The 15,701-nt window shown below is 43.4% G+C and carries 19 protein-coding genes and 2 tRNA genes; 12 read left to right on the top strand and 9 right to left on the bottom strand.

Annotation, left to right across the window (positions count from 1 at the left end):
- Position 1 precedes the first annotated feature (1 nt).
- From Q0R52_RS27640 to Q0R52_RS27625, 4 genes are all read left to right on the top strand, one after another.
- Positions 2-619, top strand: a complete 618-nt coding sequence (locus Q0R52_RS27640) for a hypothetical protein (protein ID WP_295801513.1) — start codon at positions 2-4, stop codon at positions 617-619.
- Between the two features lie 98 nt (positions 620-717).
- Positions 718-1,707 (top strand): DUF1080 domain-containing protein, encoded by a 990-nt coding sequence (locus tag Q0R52_RS27635; RefSeq protein WP_295801511.1) that lies wholly within the window; start codon positions 718-720, stop codon positions 1,705-1,707.
- Between the two features lie 19 nt (positions 1,708-1,726).
- Positions 1,727-2,092, top strand: a complete 366-nt coding sequence (locus Q0R52_RS27630) for a glyoxalase (protein ID WP_295801509.1) — start codon at positions 1,727-1,729, stop codon at positions 2,090-2,092.
- Between the two features lie 73 nt (positions 2,093-2,165).
- On the top strand, positions 2,166-2,939 hold the full coding sequence (locus Q0R52_RS27625) for a class I SAM-dependent methyltransferase (protein WP_295801507.1): 774 nt from the start codon (positions 2,166-2,168) through the stop codon (positions 2,937-2,939).
- A 9-nt stretch (positions 2,940-2,948) separates the two neighbouring features.
- Here the strand turns inward: Q0R52_RS27625 and Q0R52_RS27620 are convergent, their stop codons facing one another.
- A complete protein-coding gene (locus Q0R52_RS27620; RefSeq protein ID WP_295801505.1) occupies positions 2,949-3,683 on the bottom strand; it encodes an AAA family ATPase in 735 nt (244 codons plus the stop codon).
- Positions 3,684-3,779: 96 nt separating this feature from the next.
- On the bottom strand, positions 3,780-4,751 hold the full coding sequence (locus Q0R52_RS27615; protein WP_295801503.1) for a helix-turn-helix domain-containing protein: 972 nt from the start codon (positions 4,749-4,751) through the stop codon (positions 3,780-3,782).
- A 109-nt stretch (positions 4,752-4,860) separates the two neighbouring features.
- Between Q0R52_RS27615 and Q0R52_RS27610 the strand changes: the two genes are divergently transcribed.
- Positions 4,861-5,424, top strand: coding sequence for a dihydrofolate reductase family protein (locus Q0R52_RS27610; protein ID WP_295801500.1), 564 nt, complete (start codon positions 4,861-4,863; stop codon positions 5,422-5,424).
- A gap of 106 nt (positions 5,425-5,530) precedes the next feature.
- Here Q0R52_RS27610 and gap read toward each other — a convergent pair whose 3' ends face one another.
- A complete protein-coding gene (gene gap / locus Q0R52_RS27605; protein ID WP_295801498.1) occupies positions 5,531-6,508 on the bottom strand; it encodes a type I glyceraldehyde-3-phosphate dehydrogenase in 978 nt (325 codons plus the stop codon).
- Positions 6,492-7,376, bottom strand: a complete 885-nt coding sequence (locus tag Q0R52_RS27600) for a helix-turn-helix domain-containing protein (protein ID WP_295801495.1) — start codon at positions 7,374-7,376, stop codon at positions 6,492-6,494. Before Q0R52_RS27600 ends, gap begins: the two co-directional genes overlap by 17 nt.
- 461 nt (positions 7,377-7,837) lie before the next feature.
- On the opposite strand from Q0R52_RS27600, the gene Q0R52_RS27595 reads away from it, so the two are divergent.
- Positions 7,838-8,419 carry a hypothetical protein gene (locus Q0R52_RS27595; protein ID WP_295801494.1) on the top strand — a complete coding sequence of 194 codons (582 nt, stop codon included), beginning with the start codon at positions 7,838-7,840 and terminating at the stop codon, positions 8,417-8,419.
- 47 nt (positions 8,420-8,466) lie between these two features.
- Here the strand turns inward: Q0R52_RS27595 and Q0R52_RS27590 are convergent.
- A tRNA-Leu gene (locus Q0R52_RS27590) sits at positions 8,467-8,550 on the bottom strand.
- 22 nt (positions 8,551-8,572) lie between these two features.
- A complete protein-coding gene (gene hscB, locus Q0R52_RS27585) occupies positions 8,573-9,097 on the bottom strand; it encodes a Fe-S protein assembly co-chaperone HscB (RefSeq protein WP_295801492.1) in 525 nt (174 codons plus the stop codon).
- A 165-nt stretch (positions 9,098-9,262) separates the two neighbouring features.
- Here hscB and kdsA point away from each other — a divergent pair, with 165 nt between their 5' ends.
- The 5 genes from kdsA (at position 9,263) to Q0R52_RS27560 (ending at position 12,963) form a co-directional block, all read left to right on the top strand.
- Positions 9,263-10,039: a 3-deoxy-8-phosphooctulonate synthase gene (kdsA, locus tag Q0R52_RS27580; RefSeq protein WP_295801490.1), complete on the top strand. Its 777-nt coding sequence runs from the start codon at positions 9,263-9,265 to the stop codon at positions 10,037-10,039.
- A 3-nt stretch (positions 10,040-10,042) separates the two neighbouring features.
- Positions 10,043-10,978 (top strand): KpsF/GutQ family sugar-phosphate isomerase, encoded by a 936-nt coding sequence (locus Q0R52_RS27575; protein WP_295801486.1) that lies wholly within the window; start codon positions 10,043-10,045, stop codon positions 10,976-10,978.
- Positions 10,979-11,083: 105 nt separating this feature from the next.
- Complete coding sequence (locus Q0R52_RS27570; protein ID WP_295801484.1) at positions 11,084-11,866, top strand: helical backbone metal receptor; 783 nt, start codon at positions 11,084-11,086, stop codon at positions 11,864-11,866.
- Between the two features lie 39 nt (positions 11,867-11,905).
- The gene (locus Q0R52_RS27565) at positions 11,906-12,376 is read left to right on the top strand and encodes a hypothetical protein (protein ID WP_295801482.1); all 471 of its coding nucleotides are present in this window, start codon (positions 11,906-11,908) and stop codon (positions 12,374-12,376) included.
- 98 nt (positions 12,377-12,474) lie between these two features.
- Positions 12,475-12,963 carry a hypothetical protein gene (locus Q0R52_RS27560; RefSeq protein WP_295801480.1) on the top strand — a complete coding sequence of 163 codons (489 nt, stop codon included), beginning with the start codon at positions 12,475-12,477 and terminating at the stop codon, positions 12,961-12,963.
- Positions 12,964-13,018: 55 nt separating this feature from the next.
- Here the strand turns inward: Q0R52_RS27560 and Q0R52_RS27555 are convergent.
- The 3 genes from Q0R52_RS27555 to Q0R52_RS27545 all read right to left on the bottom strand — a co-directional run bounded on the left by Q0R52_RS27555 (position 13,019) and on the right by Q0R52_RS27545 (position 14,484).
- Positions 13,019-13,100: transfer RNA gene (locus tag Q0R52_RS27555), tRNA-Leu, on the bottom strand.
- A gap of 301 nt (positions 13,101-13,401) precedes the next feature.
- A complete protein-coding gene (locus Q0R52_RS27550) occupies positions 13,402-13,842 on the bottom strand; it encodes a carboxymuconolactone decarboxylase family protein (RefSeq protein WP_295801478.1) in 441 nt (146 codons plus the stop codon).
- 69 nt (positions 13,843-13,911) lie between these two features.
- Positions 13,912-14,484, bottom strand: a complete 573-nt coding sequence (locus Q0R52_RS27545) for a Crp/Fnr family transcriptional regulator (protein ID WP_295801477.1) — start codon at positions 14,482-14,484, stop codon at positions 13,912-13,914.
- 160 nt (positions 14,485-14,644) lie between these two features.
- Between Q0R52_RS27545 and Q0R52_RS27540 the strand changes: the two genes are divergently transcribed.
- Positions 14,645-15,640 (top strand): Gfo/Idh/MocA family oxidoreductase, encoded by a 996-nt coding sequence (locus tag Q0R52_RS27540; RefSeq protein ID WP_295801474.1) that lies wholly within the window; start codon positions 14,645-14,647, stop codon positions 15,638-15,640.
- The last annotated feature ends 61 nt before the right edge of the window (positions 15,641-15,701 follow it).

The raw sequence follows: 15,701 nt of genomic DNA, 5'->3' as shown, positions 1-15,701 counted from the left end.
TATGCTGCAAAACCGTGTAGACCCGCAAGGGAATATCATCACCACCAGCGCACGCGGCGCCTGGCTGGGTAACCGTGGCCAATTGCACGGTAAAGGCAAAACTATATTGCGGCCGTTTAAGCATAAGGCCTGGATTATTTGCGTGCTGCAATTTAAAAACAGGCACAGGCACGTCATGTCGCCCGGGTTGTGGACGGAATTGTTCTTTTTGGACGAGGCTACTGCGTTTGCTGCAGGCCACCGGCCCTGTTTTGAATGCCGGCGCGAAGATGCCAATCGCTTTAAGTCGGCCTGGCTTAAAGGTAATCCCGGCTACGGGTTCGATAAGAAAACATCAATCAATAAATTCGACGATATATTGCAGGCCGAAAGGATTGATGCGAATAACGAAAAAGTAACCTTTGAAGCTGATATAAATGATTTGCCGGATGGTACTTTTATAAAGTTCGACAACGAACCTTATTTGGTGGCGAACCAGTTAATCCATCATTGGACGCCGTTCGGCTACGATAAAACCGCAGCTTTCCCTTCATTATCAAAAGTAACTGTGCTCACGCCAAAATCTACAGTCGAGGCATTCAGGGCGGGGTACAGGCCGCAACTAAAAATTGACAGTTAGTAAAACTGTTTTGCATTTGTTGATGTTTTTATAAAACGAAATAAAAAGCTACCTTTCAAAATCAATAACAACCTATAAAATCAACCAAAAATACTAAAATGAAAAAATTATCGATGTTCGGCCGTAAGTATGTTACCCGTTTTCTGCAGTCTAAAATTATGTTGCTGCTGGTACTTTGTTCGACCACCAGGATTTTTGCACAGCACGCAGAAATGAAAAAAGACCCGGATATAATTGGGCGTTGGGATTTAACGATTGTCAAAGATGGAAAGGGCATACCATCGTGGCTGGAAGTGCAAAAATCAGGCACGCATACGCTTATCGGCCGTTTTTGCTATGCTTTCGGCAGTGCCCGGCCAGTATCGGAAGTCAAAGACAATTTTGGTAAATACAGCTTTTCCATCCCGCCGCAGTGGGAAGACGGTAAAAGCAACATGGATTTCCAGTTCGAGGTAAAAGGCAATCAAATTAGCGGTACCATGGTTTATGTTGATGGCGCGACTTATAACTGGACCGGCGTACGCGCACCCGCGTTAATTCGCTCTAAAGCCCCGGTTTGGGGGCCAGCTGTGGCCTTGTTTAACGGCAAAAATACCAAAGGCTGGCATGCCGACGGCGAAAAAAACCAATGGATTGCCGAAAAAGGTATTTTGAGGAGCCCGCATTCAGGTGCTAACCTTTTGACCGATAAAACTTACAAAGATTTTAAACTACACATCGAGTTCCGTTACCCACAGGGTAGCAATAGCGGCGTTTACCTGCGCGGTCGCTACGAATTGCAGGTTATCGATACCAAAAGTGGCGAACCTGAACCAATAAATTGCCAGTTTAGTGCTATTTACGGCTTTTTGCCGCCAAACAAAATGATGGCGAAAAACCCGGGCGAATGGCAGTCGTACGACGTTACTTTGGTTGGCCGAATGGTAACTGTTGTAGCTAACGGGACAACTGTGATAAGCAACCAAATAATACCCGGCATAACAGGCGGCGCCATCGACAGCAAGGAAGGCGAACCCGGCCCGATATTTATCCAAGGCGACCATGGGCCGATTGATTACAGGAATATAACCATCAGGGAAGGGAAATAAAAACTTTTAGGTAAAAAAAATGCAACACAGAGGTAAGTCAATCCGCCCGTTTATTGGTGCCGAAAATTTTGAAATATCGCGCAGTTTTTATCGTGACCTCGGTTTTGAGGAAACTGTGCTGTTTCATAATATGTCGGTGTTTAAATCAGGCGGATTGGCTTTCTACCTGCAGGATGGCTATGTAAAAGACTGGATAGACAATACCATGGTTTTTATGGAAGTTGACGATGTTGACAAATTTTGGGACGATTTGGTGGCGTTAGAGCTGCCTGGTAAATATAAGGGCGTAAAATTAACGGCTGTTCGGGTGTTTGACTGGGGTAAAGAGTGTTACGTGCATGATCCCTCAGGGATACTATGGCATTTTGGGGAGTTTAGTAAGTAAGGAGTAAGACCAGGCGGCTTTAATTCGATATCTGTCGATATAGGTTCAATTCAGATTTATTGTATATTTATACATGTCAACCGACGATAAATCTGCACAATTCTATAAGTTGAGAGCAAAAGAATATGCTGCTCACGTTCGAAATCGGAAAGAATCCGTCTACCATGCGTATTACGAAAAGCCGGCAATGTACGCGCTATTACCCAATATTGAAGGTAAAACCGTACTAAGTGTGGGCTGCGGGAGCGGGGAAGACAGCATATACCTCAAAAGGCAGGGCGCTGCAAAATCAGTAGGCATCGATATGAGCGATGAGATGATCAAAATCGCCGAAAATTCATATCCCGAATGCGAGTTCCATATCATGGATATGGAAGCTATCAACTTCCCTGACAATAGTTTTGATTTTGTATACTCGAGCCTTGCGATCCACTACGTAGAGGATTGGAGTAAAGTATTTGAACATGTATATCGCATACTGAAATCAAATTCATCATTTCTCTTTTCATGCGGGCACCCGCTGCGGTTTGCAATGGACGATACCGGCAGCGAAGAATTCTTCACGCGGACATTACAGATAAACGAAAAGATAGACACCCGCGAAGTAACAATCACAGGAGATTACTTTGCCAAAAGAAAAACGATTGACGCCCTTGGCAAAAACACCGCGAACACCTGGACTATGCCAATTGGCGATATTGCCACGGCAGCTACGGACGCCGGCTTTCTTATCGAACGGTTGGTAGATCCCCGTCCGTTAGAAGAACTTAAAGAGATAGAGCCGCAGACTTACTACCGGCTAAGTAAGATACCGGAGTTTTTGATATTTAAGTTGAGAAAAATGTGACGGATGCCTTCAACCGTCCATCAAATGCCTCAAATACGCCTCCGGGTTATCCAAAAACGATTTGGTGAGATAGAAGTGCTCCGTATTTTTGTAACTCGTCTCGCGCACACCACTTTCATCAAACTGGTAAATAGTGGCGCCCGGGTAACAAATTAGCATCGGCGAGTGGGTAGCTATTATAAATTGCGCCCGGCCGCTTCGGTCAAGTTCATGAATTACCGACATAAAGGCCAATATCCTTGCCGGCGACAAGGCGGCTTCAGGCTCATCAAGGATATAGATACCAGACTCGAACTGGTTATTAAATAAAGAAAGGAACGATTCGCCATGCGATTGCTCGTGCAGTGACCGACCGCCATAGGCATTAAAAATGCGCCTATCGTCTACAGCTAATTCATCAATGTAGGACGCGAAGTTGAAAAAACTTTCTGCTCTCATGAAGAAGCCTTCGTTTATCCTGCGCGGAGACCAAGTCAGCTGCAGGCACGGTGCCAGCGCCGATTCGTACCCTTCAAACCGGTGGCCCGTATTTAAATTGTGGTTCCGATTGCCGCCCCTCAGACTAAATCCGCATTGCTCTGCAATGGCTTCCAGCAAGGTCGACTTGCCCGACCCGTTCTCGCCAACAAAGAATGTTACGTTATTTTCTAGCGTGAGTTGCAATCCCTGGTTAAGGCTTGGAATATGTTGCAGGTAAGTGCCATCCTGCAGGGAAGGGAGGGATATGCGGGATAAAAATGGCATGGGTTGTTGTTTAGCGGCTCAAAACAAATTTACGATTCTTATTTTATTTAAGGAACTGATAGTACCCCATCCGCTGATTTACAATAAACCGGTAGGCTACCCCTGGCTAAACTTCACCCTGTACTCCAATGGCGTAAGTCCAGCTACCTTTTTAAAAATCGTCCGGAAAGCCTTGACATCGGTATAACCAACTGCGTACATCACCTCGTTCACATTTTTACGTCCCACCTCCAGATTTCTTTTAGCCGCTTCTATTTTTATACGCTGAATATAGTCGACCGGGGAGATTTTGGTGGCTCGTTTAAAGCGACGCGTAAAATTTATCCGGTTCATAGCGCAGAGGTCGGCGAGGGATTCGACAGTGATTTTTTCTACAATATTTTTTTCTATAAAGTCCTGCACGGCCCTTATTTCGGTATCCCGATGGTCTTTAAGCCCTTCAAATACTATAAAAGGCGATTGAGAATTTCGTTCTATATCAATTTGTAGGACCTTGGCACAATATAAAGCCGCTTCCCGGCCATTATATTTCTCGATAAGGTAGAGGATAAGGTTTAAACTGGAAACGGCGCCACCCGCCGTGTAAATACCTTTGTAATCAGTAATGATTTTGTCGGTAGTCAGGTTCAGTTCCGGGAATAAGGCACGAAACGGAACTTCCGCCTTCCAATGGGTTGAACAGGGTTGTCCTTTCAGTAGGCCGGTTGCTGCCAATAAAAACGCGCCTGTACATAAACTTGCAACTTCCGCTCCATTTTTATATTGAGCGGTCACCCATTCAAGTGCTTTACGGCTGGTATTTATGGCAAAATCATCCCGGGTATCAAAGCTCGGCAGGATAATTATGTCAGTCTTTTTTATTGTTGTAATATCTTGTAAACCCTGGAACGAGAATGAGATATTCAATAAACGTTGTTGCAGGTTTATACCCGCCAATTGAATATCATAGTACGGCACAAGCCCTTTGTTGACATAAAATTCGTTCGCTTTTTCGAATACTTCAATAGCGTTAAACAGACAGCTGGGTTTCAACACACCATCCGCCATGAAAAATGTTACCTGTTTCATGCTGCAAGTTACATTGATTCATTTGCACAAACAACCCCTTATGTTGTTAAATGAACACCCTTTATAGGTGTAAATTATCCGGTAGGTTTGAATCATAAAAAATAATAAAATGGGAAAAGTAATTAGTTTAATTAACACCACGCCGGACGGTTTTGTCGACAGTCAATATGTAAACGCCGATGCCGAATTTCATGAATTTGTACATGGTTTATTAGGCGAAACCCAAACTGTAGCGTTTGGCCGCAACAGTTTTGAGTTGTTCCAGCAAATATGGCCGGCCATACTTGAAAAGGAAGGCGCGGCTGAATCGCAGGTACGCATGGCGAAGGCGCTCACTGATAAATCAAAATATGTATTTTCATCAGGTCTTACCGCAACTACATGGAGCAACTCAACTATTGTAAAAGCAGTAGAAACTTCCGCAATTAACCAGTTTAAGCAACCTGGTCAACAAGGCCTGCTGACAATAGGCAGCCCGGGCCTGATAGCAGAATTGACTAAACAGCAATTAGTGGATGATTATTATTTCTGCATACAGTCGGTAATAGCAGGAAATGGCGGCGTACGTCTTTTCGATAAACTTACCCTGGATGCACGGCAGCCACTCAAATTTGTTGAGAGCAGACAGCTTAAGTCAGGAGTGGTAATTATTCATTACCAAATGGTTAGGTAAGTTAATGTTTACCCTATTGTGCAAGAGAGTAGTGAAGAAGTAAACGATTGATGTTATGAAATACACTTAATTCGCAGGCACGAATTAAGTGTATTTATAGCTTAATTTAAAGTACTGAAACAAGCTCGGCTATACGGTTAGAGATGCCAACCTCGTTGTCGTACCAGGCAACTACCTTTACCAGTTTGCCGATTGATTTGGTAAGGTTACCATCTACGATCGAGCTATGGGTGTTTCCTAAGATATCAGCCGACACGAATTGTTCTTCGGTATACTGCAAAATCCCCTTTAACGAATTATCTGCATAGTGTTTTAATATAGCATTCAGTTCTTTAGCCGAGACTTCCTGTTTTAGGTTGATCGATAAGTCGACGATCGATCCATCGATCACTGGGACACGGTAAGAAAACCCGTCCAGTTTGCCTTTCAATTCCGGCAAAACGTCGCCGATGGCTTTTGCTGCGCCGGTAGTTGTAGGAATAATTGAATGTGGTGCCGACCGGGCCCTGCGCAAGTCTTTATGTGGTGCATCCTGCAAATGCTGGTCAGCAGTAAAAGCATGAACGGTGGCCATATAGCCCGACTCAACGCCGAACTCTTTGTCGAGAATGTATAAAACGGGGGCGATGCTGCCCGTGGTACATGACGCTGTTGAATAAATCTGGTCGCCGCCGATCATTTGGTTATTCACGCCGTGAACGATAGTTTTTATCCCGCCGGCAGCAGGAGCGGTGATCAATACTTTTTTCGCACCGGCATCGATATGGGCTTGTGCAGCGGCCTTATCGGTAAAGCGCCCGGTCGATTCGATCACTACATCAATACCGAGGTCTGCCCAAGGCAGATTCTTCGGATCTCTTTCGCTCAATAACTGTATTTTTTTCCCGTTGACTAACATCGCGCCATTTTCTTCCGCTACTGTACCGGGGAAACGTCCGTGTGCGCTGTCGTATTTCAGCAGATGGATCAAAGTGTTCAAATCCGTCAGGTCGTTGATGGCAACCACTTCTATGTCCTTTTTATCCTGTAGGGCCCGAAGCGTCATACGCCCGATACGGCCGAATCCATTAATTGCAATTTTCATATTTCTGTAGTTTTAAAAATCTTTTGTAATCAGATGGTGTTACCATCAGGTGTCTTAAAAATAGCCTCCTCATTGATACCAATCCGCCTAAACCGCAACGCAAAGCAATTTTTTCAAGCGGCATATCACTTTCCTCAATACAAAGCCGGGCGGCTTCCACCCGTACTTTTTCGATATATTTTGCTGGAGAGATACCGGTTTGGCGGGTAAATACCCGTGTGAAGTTCCGGGGACTCATATTCATTTTTTCAGCTAAGCGGCTAACATCAAGAGGCTCATGCAATCGTTCCGCCAGCCATTCTTTTAAGTGTACGGCCAGGGGCGATGTGTCAATCATGCTACCGAACTGTACCTGGTAAGCCTGCCTGTTCAGGTGAAAAAAGATAAGTTTTCGCGCTATTTCAGCAGCTACTGCCCGCCCGCAGTCTTCCTCTACCATAGCTAAAGCGAGATCGATTCCGGAAGAAACTCCGCCGGAGGTAAACAGCTGCCCGTCCCTGGAACGAAAGAAATCATTGTCTGGCAGCATGCCTGACTTTTCCAGGGTTGAATTACTAACGCCTACAAAACCTATTCGGCGGATGCTATGATATGCCGTCGCCAGCCAGGAGTAAAAGTCTGTATAGTCCGCTCCGGTTTCATTACCGGTAATTAACAGCGTATCTACATCGTTATCCAAATCTATTAACCGTGAGCAATTGATCTGTATTCCCGAAGAGAAGCTCACAGGTGCCGCACCAGGCGAAACCAAAACAACATCGTAAGCATCCCGAAGTTTGTTAGCATGGTGAAATACGTCCGCAGGCCCGGCAAAATCCAACAACAGATCACCGGACATTACTACGATAGCGATTTTCTTTCTACCCATAAGTCAAAATTAAAACATTGTATTCCTGTCTCAAAGGACATAAAATATACAATTTAGGCCAGGAATAAATTTTTCAAAAGCAACACCCCCTTGATATTTAAGTGCCATTTATCTATGGAGCCGCTGAGACCCTGAACAAATTTATTGAAGATTTAAAGAAACTTGCTGTGTTCGAACGGGTTAAACTGCCTAACTTGAAATTTATTTATAGGGATATGACAATAGTATATAGATTTTGGCTGATGTGTGAAAGCCATAGCTAATTGGACACGAAAATATATAGATAACCCGATATTTTCCCATCTTGAAAGAGGTACTGGGGCACACTAAATCCATAAAAATAACAAAGCCCTCCTGATTTCTCAGGAAGGCTTTGTACTCCCAACAGTAGTAAGGTCGAACCAATTTATTGAAGATTTGAAGATAATTGCTAATTTGGATGTGATTTTTAACAAATCCTTATGAATATTTTGCGTTTTATTTCACTTGGAGCTTTTTTCATAATATTGTCCAATTACTCATTGGGGCAGAGCACGAAAAAAAAGTTCAGTAGAGGCGATAGCCTTTTTGTTTTCAACACAAGGTTGGACATTAAAACAAAAACAAGAATGCTCGACAGTGCTTTTGCCAACAACAGCACAGCGCCAACCTTTGTAGTAATAGTTGCTACAAATCAAATAAATGGTGTTACAAAAGAAATATGTACAGAGGCTCCATTCGTTGTGGGAGGTGTTGATAGGAATAAAGGAAAAGAAAAATCTCAAAATTACAAATCGCAGCACTTTTATTTCAACACAAAACCTGCTTTGGATAACATAGGTTTTTATGAGTACTCATACAGGGAATTACTGGAATACGGACAAAATAAAGATGTGAGAAAAATCGTTACCGAGGTCTTAAAAAGCAACAAAGAAATCGAATTGAATTTCCAAGGTTCAAGAAAACAACAATTTATGTTCGCTCACATATTATTTAATAATGGAATAATGTCGATAAGAGGAGACATTGCAGGGAATATCATGACTTTAGCTGAGATTAAATGATTTGCTTAATAACAACAAAGCCCTCCTGATTTCTCAGGAAGGCTTTGTACCCAGAGCCGGGGTCGAACCGGCACGGCCTTGCGACCACAGGTGTTTGAGACCAGCGCGTCTACCGATTCCGCCATCTGGGCATTTTTGTTCGGTAGTTTTCCGCTAAAAGCGGGATGCAAATGTATTTAAACTCTCCTTAATTCGCAATAGGTATTTTTGTCTAAAATACAAATCTGCAATTTTATTTAAGCGGTCCTCTTTGGCCGTATCGTCCAGTTGTTCGTATCCTGCGGTTTGTGTTGTAATGTTTTCGTCAATATCTCCCTCAATAGCAAGTACTTCGGCGGTGATGTGGCCTAAGGCATCTGCATCGTCAACTTCCATCAGGCGTTCGTTAATGTCCATCATTTCCATTAAAAAATCTGATGGCAGCTGTGGTTTTGCGCCGTCTTCGAGCAAATTATGGGTGCGTAAAATGTATTCCAGGCGCTTGTATGGGTCGGAAAGAGTGTTATAAGCCTTGTTATTTATGGTAGATAGCTCCAGTATTTCCCGCTGTTTTTCGTCACTTTCGTTGGCATGAAAATCGGGGTGGTACTTCTTGCTGAGTTCGTAAAACTTCTTCTTCAGTAAAGCGATATCAGGTGTGAACGATTCGGGGATACCGTAAAATTCAAAATAATTCATACCACAAATTTGCACGAATTTATTCGAATTACACGAATTGATATGGCACACGATGGCTTGAAGCTAATCCATGTTAGCCTACAGGTGTTTTTAAATTCGTGTAATTCGTTGCAATTCGTGACACTTCGTGTAATTCTTTATCTTTGCTCATTATATCCCACACTTATGTTATTTGAACAAATGCGGCAGAAGCCGTTTTTTATATTGGGCCCCTGTGTAATGGAAAACCAGGAGCTTTTATACACAGTAGCCGAAAAGGTTGCCGAGGCAGGGCAGAAGTACAATGTGCCTGTAATTTTTAAATCATCGTTTGATAAGGCTAATCGCACTTCTATACACTCGTACCGCGGCCCAGGGCTTGAAAAAGGCATGGAAATGATGCTGAAAGTTAAAGAACGCTTTAACCTTCCGCTGATTACTGATATACACGAAAGCTACCAGGCAGCCATTGCAGGGGAGGTGTTCGACATTTTACAAATCCCGGCGTTTTTATGCCGCCAGACTGACTTATTGGTTGCTGCAGCTAAAACCGGCAAGATTGTTAATATTAAAAAAGCGCAGTTCCTTTCGGGGCAGGATATGTTTTACCCGGCACAAAAGGTGGCTGAAGCCGGGAATTCGCAGGTTATTTTAACCGAACGTGGAAATACATACGGCTACAATAATTTAGCCGTGGATTTCAGGAACATTTATGATATGAAGGCTTTTGGTTACCCGGTTTGTATGGATTGTACCCATTCGGTACAGCGGCCGGGCGGTGCTGGCGGTAAGACCGGCGGCGACCGTACTTTTGTGCCGATGATGGCGCTTGCGGCAAAAGCGTTTGGCGCCGATGGCTATTTTATGGAGATACACCCTGACCCGGACCATGCACTAAGCGACGGGCCGAACATGGTTAAGTTACAGGACTTGGATAAGGTAATGGCGCCATTGGTAAGTTAATTTATGAAAGATATTGCCAAACGAGTTTTTGATATTGAGATAGAGTCGTTGCGTTTTGTGGCCGACGCCATTGACGACGAGTTCAACCGTGTCGTCGACGCCATATTAAATGCTACTGGTAAACTGATAGTAATTGGAATTGGTAAATCGGGTATTATCGGTAAAAAAATAGCAGCGACTTTTGCCAGCACGGGTACGCCCAGCTTTTTCCTGCATCCCGGCGAGGCATTTCATGGCGATCTGGGCATGGTTGGCGCCGACGACATGGTTATCCTGATATCATATTCGGGCGAGACCGATGAAGTGCTGAAACTGATCCCGTTTTTGGAATGGAACAAAAATGTGATCATTGGCATAACAGGCAACCCAAATTCAACCGTAGCTAAAAACAGCAAATACCATTTAAATATCTGTATTAAACAAGAAGCTTGTCCGCTGGCATTGGCACCCACCTCATCAACCACTGCAACTTTGGTTATGGGCGATGCATTGGCGATAGCGTTAATGGAATCGCGCCAGTTTCAGCATGAGGATTTTGCACGATTTCATCCCGGTGGCAGCCTTGGGCGTAAATTACTGGTACGGGTGAAGGATTTAATGCGGACGGATAAGCTGCCTTTTATCAATGTTGATGCATCGTTTACCGAACTCTTATTAAAAATGAGCGAGGGGAGGCTGGGTATGGTTATAGTTGGTGATATGGACAAAGTGCAAGGAATTGTGACCGACGGGGACCTGCGCCGTGCATTGTTTAAAAACCCCGATACCAGCCAGCTAACTGTTGAAGGCATGATGACCAAAACACCTGTCTTTATCAGCGAGACTGAATTTATCAACCGCGCCGAGCAATTAATGATTGATAAAAAGATAACCACAGTGTTGGTGGGATCATCTGATGATAGGAAACTGAGCGGGATTTACCAGATATATAACCAGTAGTCCGAAAGTCCGAAAAGTCGGAAAAGACCGAAAGACGAAAAGAGCAGCGCTGATGTTAATTGCCATTTTACAACCTCCACAACAACTACAACTTTTTAACCCAAAATGCCCCTTTACCACGATCAGCTAAATAGGGAAGTTAATTTGCCTGCGCTGCCTAAACGGATAATATCTGTGGTACCGTCGCAAACAGAATTGTTGTTTTACCTGGGTTTGGACAAAGGAGTTGTTGGTATCACAAAATTTTGCATCCATCCGGCGGATAAATTTAAATCGACCACAAAGATTGGCGGCACCAAGCAGTTGGATATCGATAAAATTAAGTCCTTAAAACCTGACCTTATTATAGCGAACAAAGAGGAAAACGAACGCGGTCAGCTTGAGGAATTGATGCAGTATTTCCCGGTTTGGATTAGTGACATTTATGATCTACCCGGCGCGCTTGATATGATTACCAGGGTAGGGGAATTGGTTGGGCGAAAAACAAAAGCTGCGACATTGACCGATACTATCACTCAAAACTTTAGTCAACTAAAACCCGCACCGTCGCCTTTGCGCGTTGCCTATTTCATCTGGCGCAAACCGTATATGGTGGCCGGGCCTAACACCTTTATCGACAAGATGCTGCAAAAATGCGGCTGGGTAAATGCTTTTGATTTGCAGCGATATCCCGAAATTGATGCGGATATGCTCCGCGATGCTATGCCTGATATAATTTTGCTTTCATCAGAACCGTACCCGTTCAAAGAAAAACACCTGGCCGAACTTAGCGCGTTAGTGCCATCTGCAACCGTTAAACTGGTCGACGGAGAAATGTTTTCGTGGTATGGTAGCCGGCTATTGCAGGCGCCGGCGTATTTTAACGCGTTGATGGCCGAATTGATTTAGATTGTTGCTAATTTAGCAGTAACTAGCAAGCCGAGCCCCGTGAAAAAATTAAGAACCTTAACCGGAGTTATTATTGTTTCTTTTTTTGCGGCTTGTCAGCCAGGCGTACAAAAAGGTGCTGCCTTATCACGAATCCATATTAATTACATCAGGCGACTTGGGCTTTTAGCGGGCGACGAACATATCATCTTATTTGATTCCCAATACAAAATAAAAGTTTCGGGGAACTTCTTTACAAACCGGCGCCTTGCAGCCTATTGGACAGATGAAAATGACCCGGCTAAAAGTTACATTAATTACGCTTTTTACCCGGATATCGATTCCATAAAAAGGCGATATTTCAAAGTGTCTGCCGATGTCTCCTACCTCGAGGTTTATAAATCCGACGGTGAAAAATTCAGGGTATTCGTAAAGGCCGACAGCGCTGCAACAAAGTGCTTTTTTAACAGCGCGGTGTTAATGTGGGAGAAAAGTAAGCTGGCAGCATTAAAATACACAATGCAACAATAAAAAGCAGATGAAAATCATCATCATCGGTGCCACAGGCACTATTGAAGGTATTTTGAAAATTATTGGTGATATTTCGCTCCAATAACAACTTAGACGATATGTTATCATACCTCGATTTCAGCAAACGATTTGGTGCTTATTTATCGGATCCAGAGTTTCAGTCATTTTTGGAAAGCACATTTACCGATTTAACAACTTATAATGTATCACAAAGCGAGTATATGATTTCTGAGAGTACAGAAATCGAATTAGGGTATACCAATGAAGATGCGATCTTCGATGAAGATGATGAGATAGTTTTTAAAGAGGGTAATCCACGATTCTCCCATTTTAATATTTACCCAAAATCAGTTATTATCATTAATGAACTTCCATTCCGATTGAAATTTACTGACGATCGAAATGATATTTTAAAAAAAATCGGACAACCTACTAAAACGAATCGTGGTGATTTCTTAGGCACGCCCTTTTTAACTGATCATTACAAGGTTGATAAAACGGTTATTAGTATCGATTACTTTTTAAACTATTCGATTAAACATTTTCAAATCCGGGATAATGATTTACTTCTACATTTAAAATTATAAGTAAACTTGATTTAAATAAAAAAGCCGCTAACTTTTTCAGTTAACGGCTTTTCTGTGCGGAAGAAGGGACTCGAACCCCCACGCCTCGCGGCGCCAGATCCTAAGTCTGGTGCGGCTACCAATTACGCCACTTCCGCAGTTAGGATTTTTATGAGGTCGCAAAGATAGACTAAAATACTTAATTAAGAAAAGTTTTTTACTTTTCGTTTTATCTGTTTAACATACAGGCCCTTAATTTTCATCCGGTCTGTCAATTCCTGCTTTCAATCCATGGGGCCGGCTAAGATCCATCTTGAAGACTTGAAACCGGAGTAACCATTAAAGTATAAACTTTCCCCAGGACGTAAATCAGGAAGCATTTGATAATCAGTATGTTTCACGGCGTTCCAGGTGTTCCATGTGAAAAAATGGAACGCTACGCATTTATACTGCTGGTTCTCAAATCAACACCGGCTCTAACCTGGTAGTTACCCCAATCCTGTTCCATGCATTAATGGTTATGATTCCCATTATCAGTTGTGCCAGGTAAGTTTTGTCAAACAACGCAGCTGCGTTGTTATAGGTTTCGTCGGATACTTTGCCGCTTATGAGGGTTACTTCTTCGGTAAGGGCCAAAATGGCGCGTTCCTGTTCGTCAAAAAACGGCGTTTCGCGCCACGAGGTAAGCCCGTAGATGCGTTGTTCGGTTTCGCCGGCTTTACGTGCATCGCGGGTGTGGATGTCTATACAGTAGGTGCAGCCGTTGATCTGCGATGCACGGATTTTTATTAAATCCTTGTGTTTGGTGGTTAAACCGGTGCTTTCAATGTAGTTTTCCATCGCCAGCATAGCTTTGTACCCTGCCGGGTCGGCCTGGTTGATTTTGATTCTGTTGCTCATTTTTTAATGTTTTGATACAGCAAAGTTGCACATCAAACACCTCTGGAAAAATGAACTGTGGTTAAGAAATTAAGACTTTTTTGCCCGAAGTCGGCTTAAAAATTGGGGCGTAAAGCCAAGATAGGATGCCAGCATATATTGCGGCACCCGCTGCACAAAACCGGGAAACTGGCTGGTAAAGCTGCGGTAGCGTTCTTCTTCGGTTTGATTAAATATAAAACCGATACGACGTTGTGCGGCAACATAAGCCTTTTGCATCATTATGCGAAAATAGCTCTCTAAATGTGGTATTTGTTCGCACAGTATTGCCCTGGTTTTTTCGCTCAGAAAAAGTAATTCAGAAGCCTCTATTGCCTGTATATAACAATTTGCAGGCCGGCCGCTGGCTATGCTATCCTGGTCGGCTATCCACCAGTTTTCAATTCCAAATTGTAATATTTGTTCGTTTAGCTTGCTGTTAATGAAGTAGAGGCGCAGGCATCCATTTATAACAAAATAGTTACCATGGCAGTGCTTACCGGCCTCTAACAAAAACTCCTTCTTTTTTAACTTTTTGGGTTCAAGGTTTTCACATAATAGTTTTTCTTCGGCAGCTGTGAGGCTTACGAATTTTTTTATATGTGCGAGGAGTTCGGGGTACATTGGGAAATAGAATCAAGATGCAAGAAGACAAGATACAAGAAATTAAAAGATCTCAAGAATCAGAAAAGGCGAAATTAACAGGCAATAGGTAAGTGCGTAAATTTACTTTATTTTTTTGTCTTGATTCTTGACTCTTGTTTCTTGATTCTATCTTCGTAACATGAAAACAATTCGCTGGGGAATATTAGGAGCAGGGCGCATAGCCCGCAAATTTGCGGCAGATTTGAAGCTGGTTACAGATGCTGAACTAATTGCCATTGGCTCTCGTTCACAGGAAACCGCTGAGGAGTTCGGTGATGAATTTGATATAAAATATCGGCATGACGGTTACGAAGCGTTAGTTAAAAACCCGGAGGTTGATGTGATTTATATCGCTACGCCGCACAACCTGCATTATGAAAATACACTGCTTTGCCTGCAGCATAACAAAGCCGTATTATGCGAAAAGCCCTTCGCGATGAATGCCCGCCAGGCAAAAGCGATGATAGATTTGGCAAAAGAAAAGAGCCTGTTTTTAATGGAGGCCCGCTGGACGATGTTTCATCCGCATTACAAAAAAACGCATGAAATGATAAGGCAGGGGCTACTGGGCGATATCCGGTCGGTATTGATAAATTTCGGTTTTAAACCTGCCCCGCCGGTACCTGCCCGGCTTTTCGATCCTGCGTTAGGTGGCGGCACGCTGATGGACATAGGTATCTACAATGTCTTTATGGCGATGAGCATACTGGGCAAACCAGATGTTATTGAAGCGAGTATGACGCCATCCGCAACCGGCGTGGATGAGCAATGCGCCATCCTGTTTAAATATAAAAATGGCGCTATGGCACAGCTATTTTCCAGCTTCTCGTCGAACATGGCAACAGAGGCCGATATTTCGGGGACTGAAGGCCGAATAAGGCTCACCTCGAGGTTTTATGAACCATCGGCCACGATTGAATATTACCCTAAATATGTCGACAGTCGTGAAGTTATCCCGATTGAAAAAGAGGCTGGATTCGGCTATCAATACGAGGCCCGGCATGTGAACGAATGTTTAAGACGCGGGCTAACGGAAAGCGTTGTAATCCCGTTTGCTGATACGTTATCATTAATGGAAACCCTAGATACAATTAGGGCGATAGCCGGGATTAAGTACCAGGCAGATGCGGAATAAAATAAATTTAAACAACCGTGCGTTGTTTGTTTACGTAGTTTATTTAAAACAAGAATGATGA

Source organism: Mucilaginibacter sp., from assembly GCF_025359345.1.
Classification (GTDB): Bacteria; Bacteroidota; Bacteroidia; order Sphingobacteriales; family Sphingobacteriaceae; genus Mucilaginibacter.
The sequence above is the reverse complement of the archived record's forward strand: the minus strand, read 5'-3'. Positions and strand labels throughout refer to the sequence as shown.

Bases quoted from the DNA above. Each gene is read 5' to 3' on its own strand.
- Q0R52_RS27640 (WP_295801513.1), top strand. From the start codon at position 2: ATGCTGCAAAACCGTGTAGACCCGCAAGGGAATATCATCACCACCAGC.
- Q0R52_RS27635 (WP_295801511.1), top strand. From the start codon at position 718: ATGAAAAAATTATCGATGTTCGGCCGTAAGTATGTTACCCGTTTTCTG.
- Q0R52_RS27630 (WP_295801509.1), top strand. From the start codon at position 1,727: ATGCAACACAGAGGTAAGTCAATCCGCCCGTTTATTGGTGCCGAAAAT.
- Q0R52_RS27625 (WP_295801507.1), top strand. From the start codon at position 2,166: ATGTCAACCGACGATAAATCTGCACAATTCTATAAGTTGAGAGCAAAA.
- Q0R52_RS27620 (WP_295801505.1), bottom strand. From the start codon at position 3,683: ATGCCATTTTTATCCCGCATATCCCTCCCTTCCCTGCAGGATGGCACT.
- Q0R52_RS27615 (WP_295801503.1), bottom strand. From the start codon at position 4,751: ATGAAACAGGTAACATTTTTCATGGCGGATGGTGTGTTGAAACCCAGC.
- Q0R52_RS27610 (WP_295801500.1), top strand. From the start codon at position 4,861: ATGGGAAAAGTAATTAGTTTAATTAACACCACGCCGGACGGTTTTGTC.
- gap (WP_295801498.1), bottom strand. From the start codon at position 6,508: ATGAAAATTGCAATTAATGGATTCGGCCGTATCGGGCGTATGACGCTT.
- Q0R52_RS27600 (WP_295801495.1), bottom strand. From the start codon at position 7,376: ATGGGTAGAAAGAAAATCGCTATCGTAGTAATGTCCGGTGATCTGTTG.
- Q0R52_RS27595 (WP_295801494.1), top strand. From the start codon at position 7,838: ATGAATATTTTGCGTTTTATTTCACTTGGAGCTTTTTTCATAATATTG.
- hscB (WP_295801492.1), bottom strand. From the start codon at position 9,097: ATGAATTATTTTGAATTTTACGGTATCCCCGAATCGTTCACACCTGAT.
- kdsA (WP_295801490.1), top strand. From the start codon at position 9,263: ATGTTATTTGAACAAATGCGGCAGAAGCCGTTTTTTATATTGGGCCCC.
- Q0R52_RS27575 (WP_295801486.1), top strand. From the start codon at position 10,043: ATGAAAGATATTGCCAAACGAGTTTTTGATATTGAGATAGAGTCGTTG.
- Q0R52_RS27570 (WP_295801484.1), top strand. From the start codon at position 11,084: ATGCCCCTTTACCACGATCAGCTAAATAGGGAAGTTAATTTGCCTGCG.
- Q0R52_RS27560 (WP_295801480.1), top strand. From the start codon at position 12,475: ATGTTATCATACCTCGATTTCAGCAAACGATTTGGTGCTTATTTATCG.
- Q0R52_RS27550 (WP_295801478.1), bottom strand. From the start codon at position 13,842: ATGAGCAACAGAATCAAAATCAACCAGGCCGACCCGGCAGGGTACAAA.
- Q0R52_RS27545 (WP_295801477.1), bottom strand. From the start codon at position 14,484: ATGTACCCCGAACTCCTCGCACATATAAAAAAATTCGTAAGCCTCACA.
- Q0R52_RS27540 (WP_295801474.1), top strand. From the start codon at position 14,645: ATGAAAACAATTCGCTGGGGAATATTAGGAGCAGGGCGCATAGCCCGC.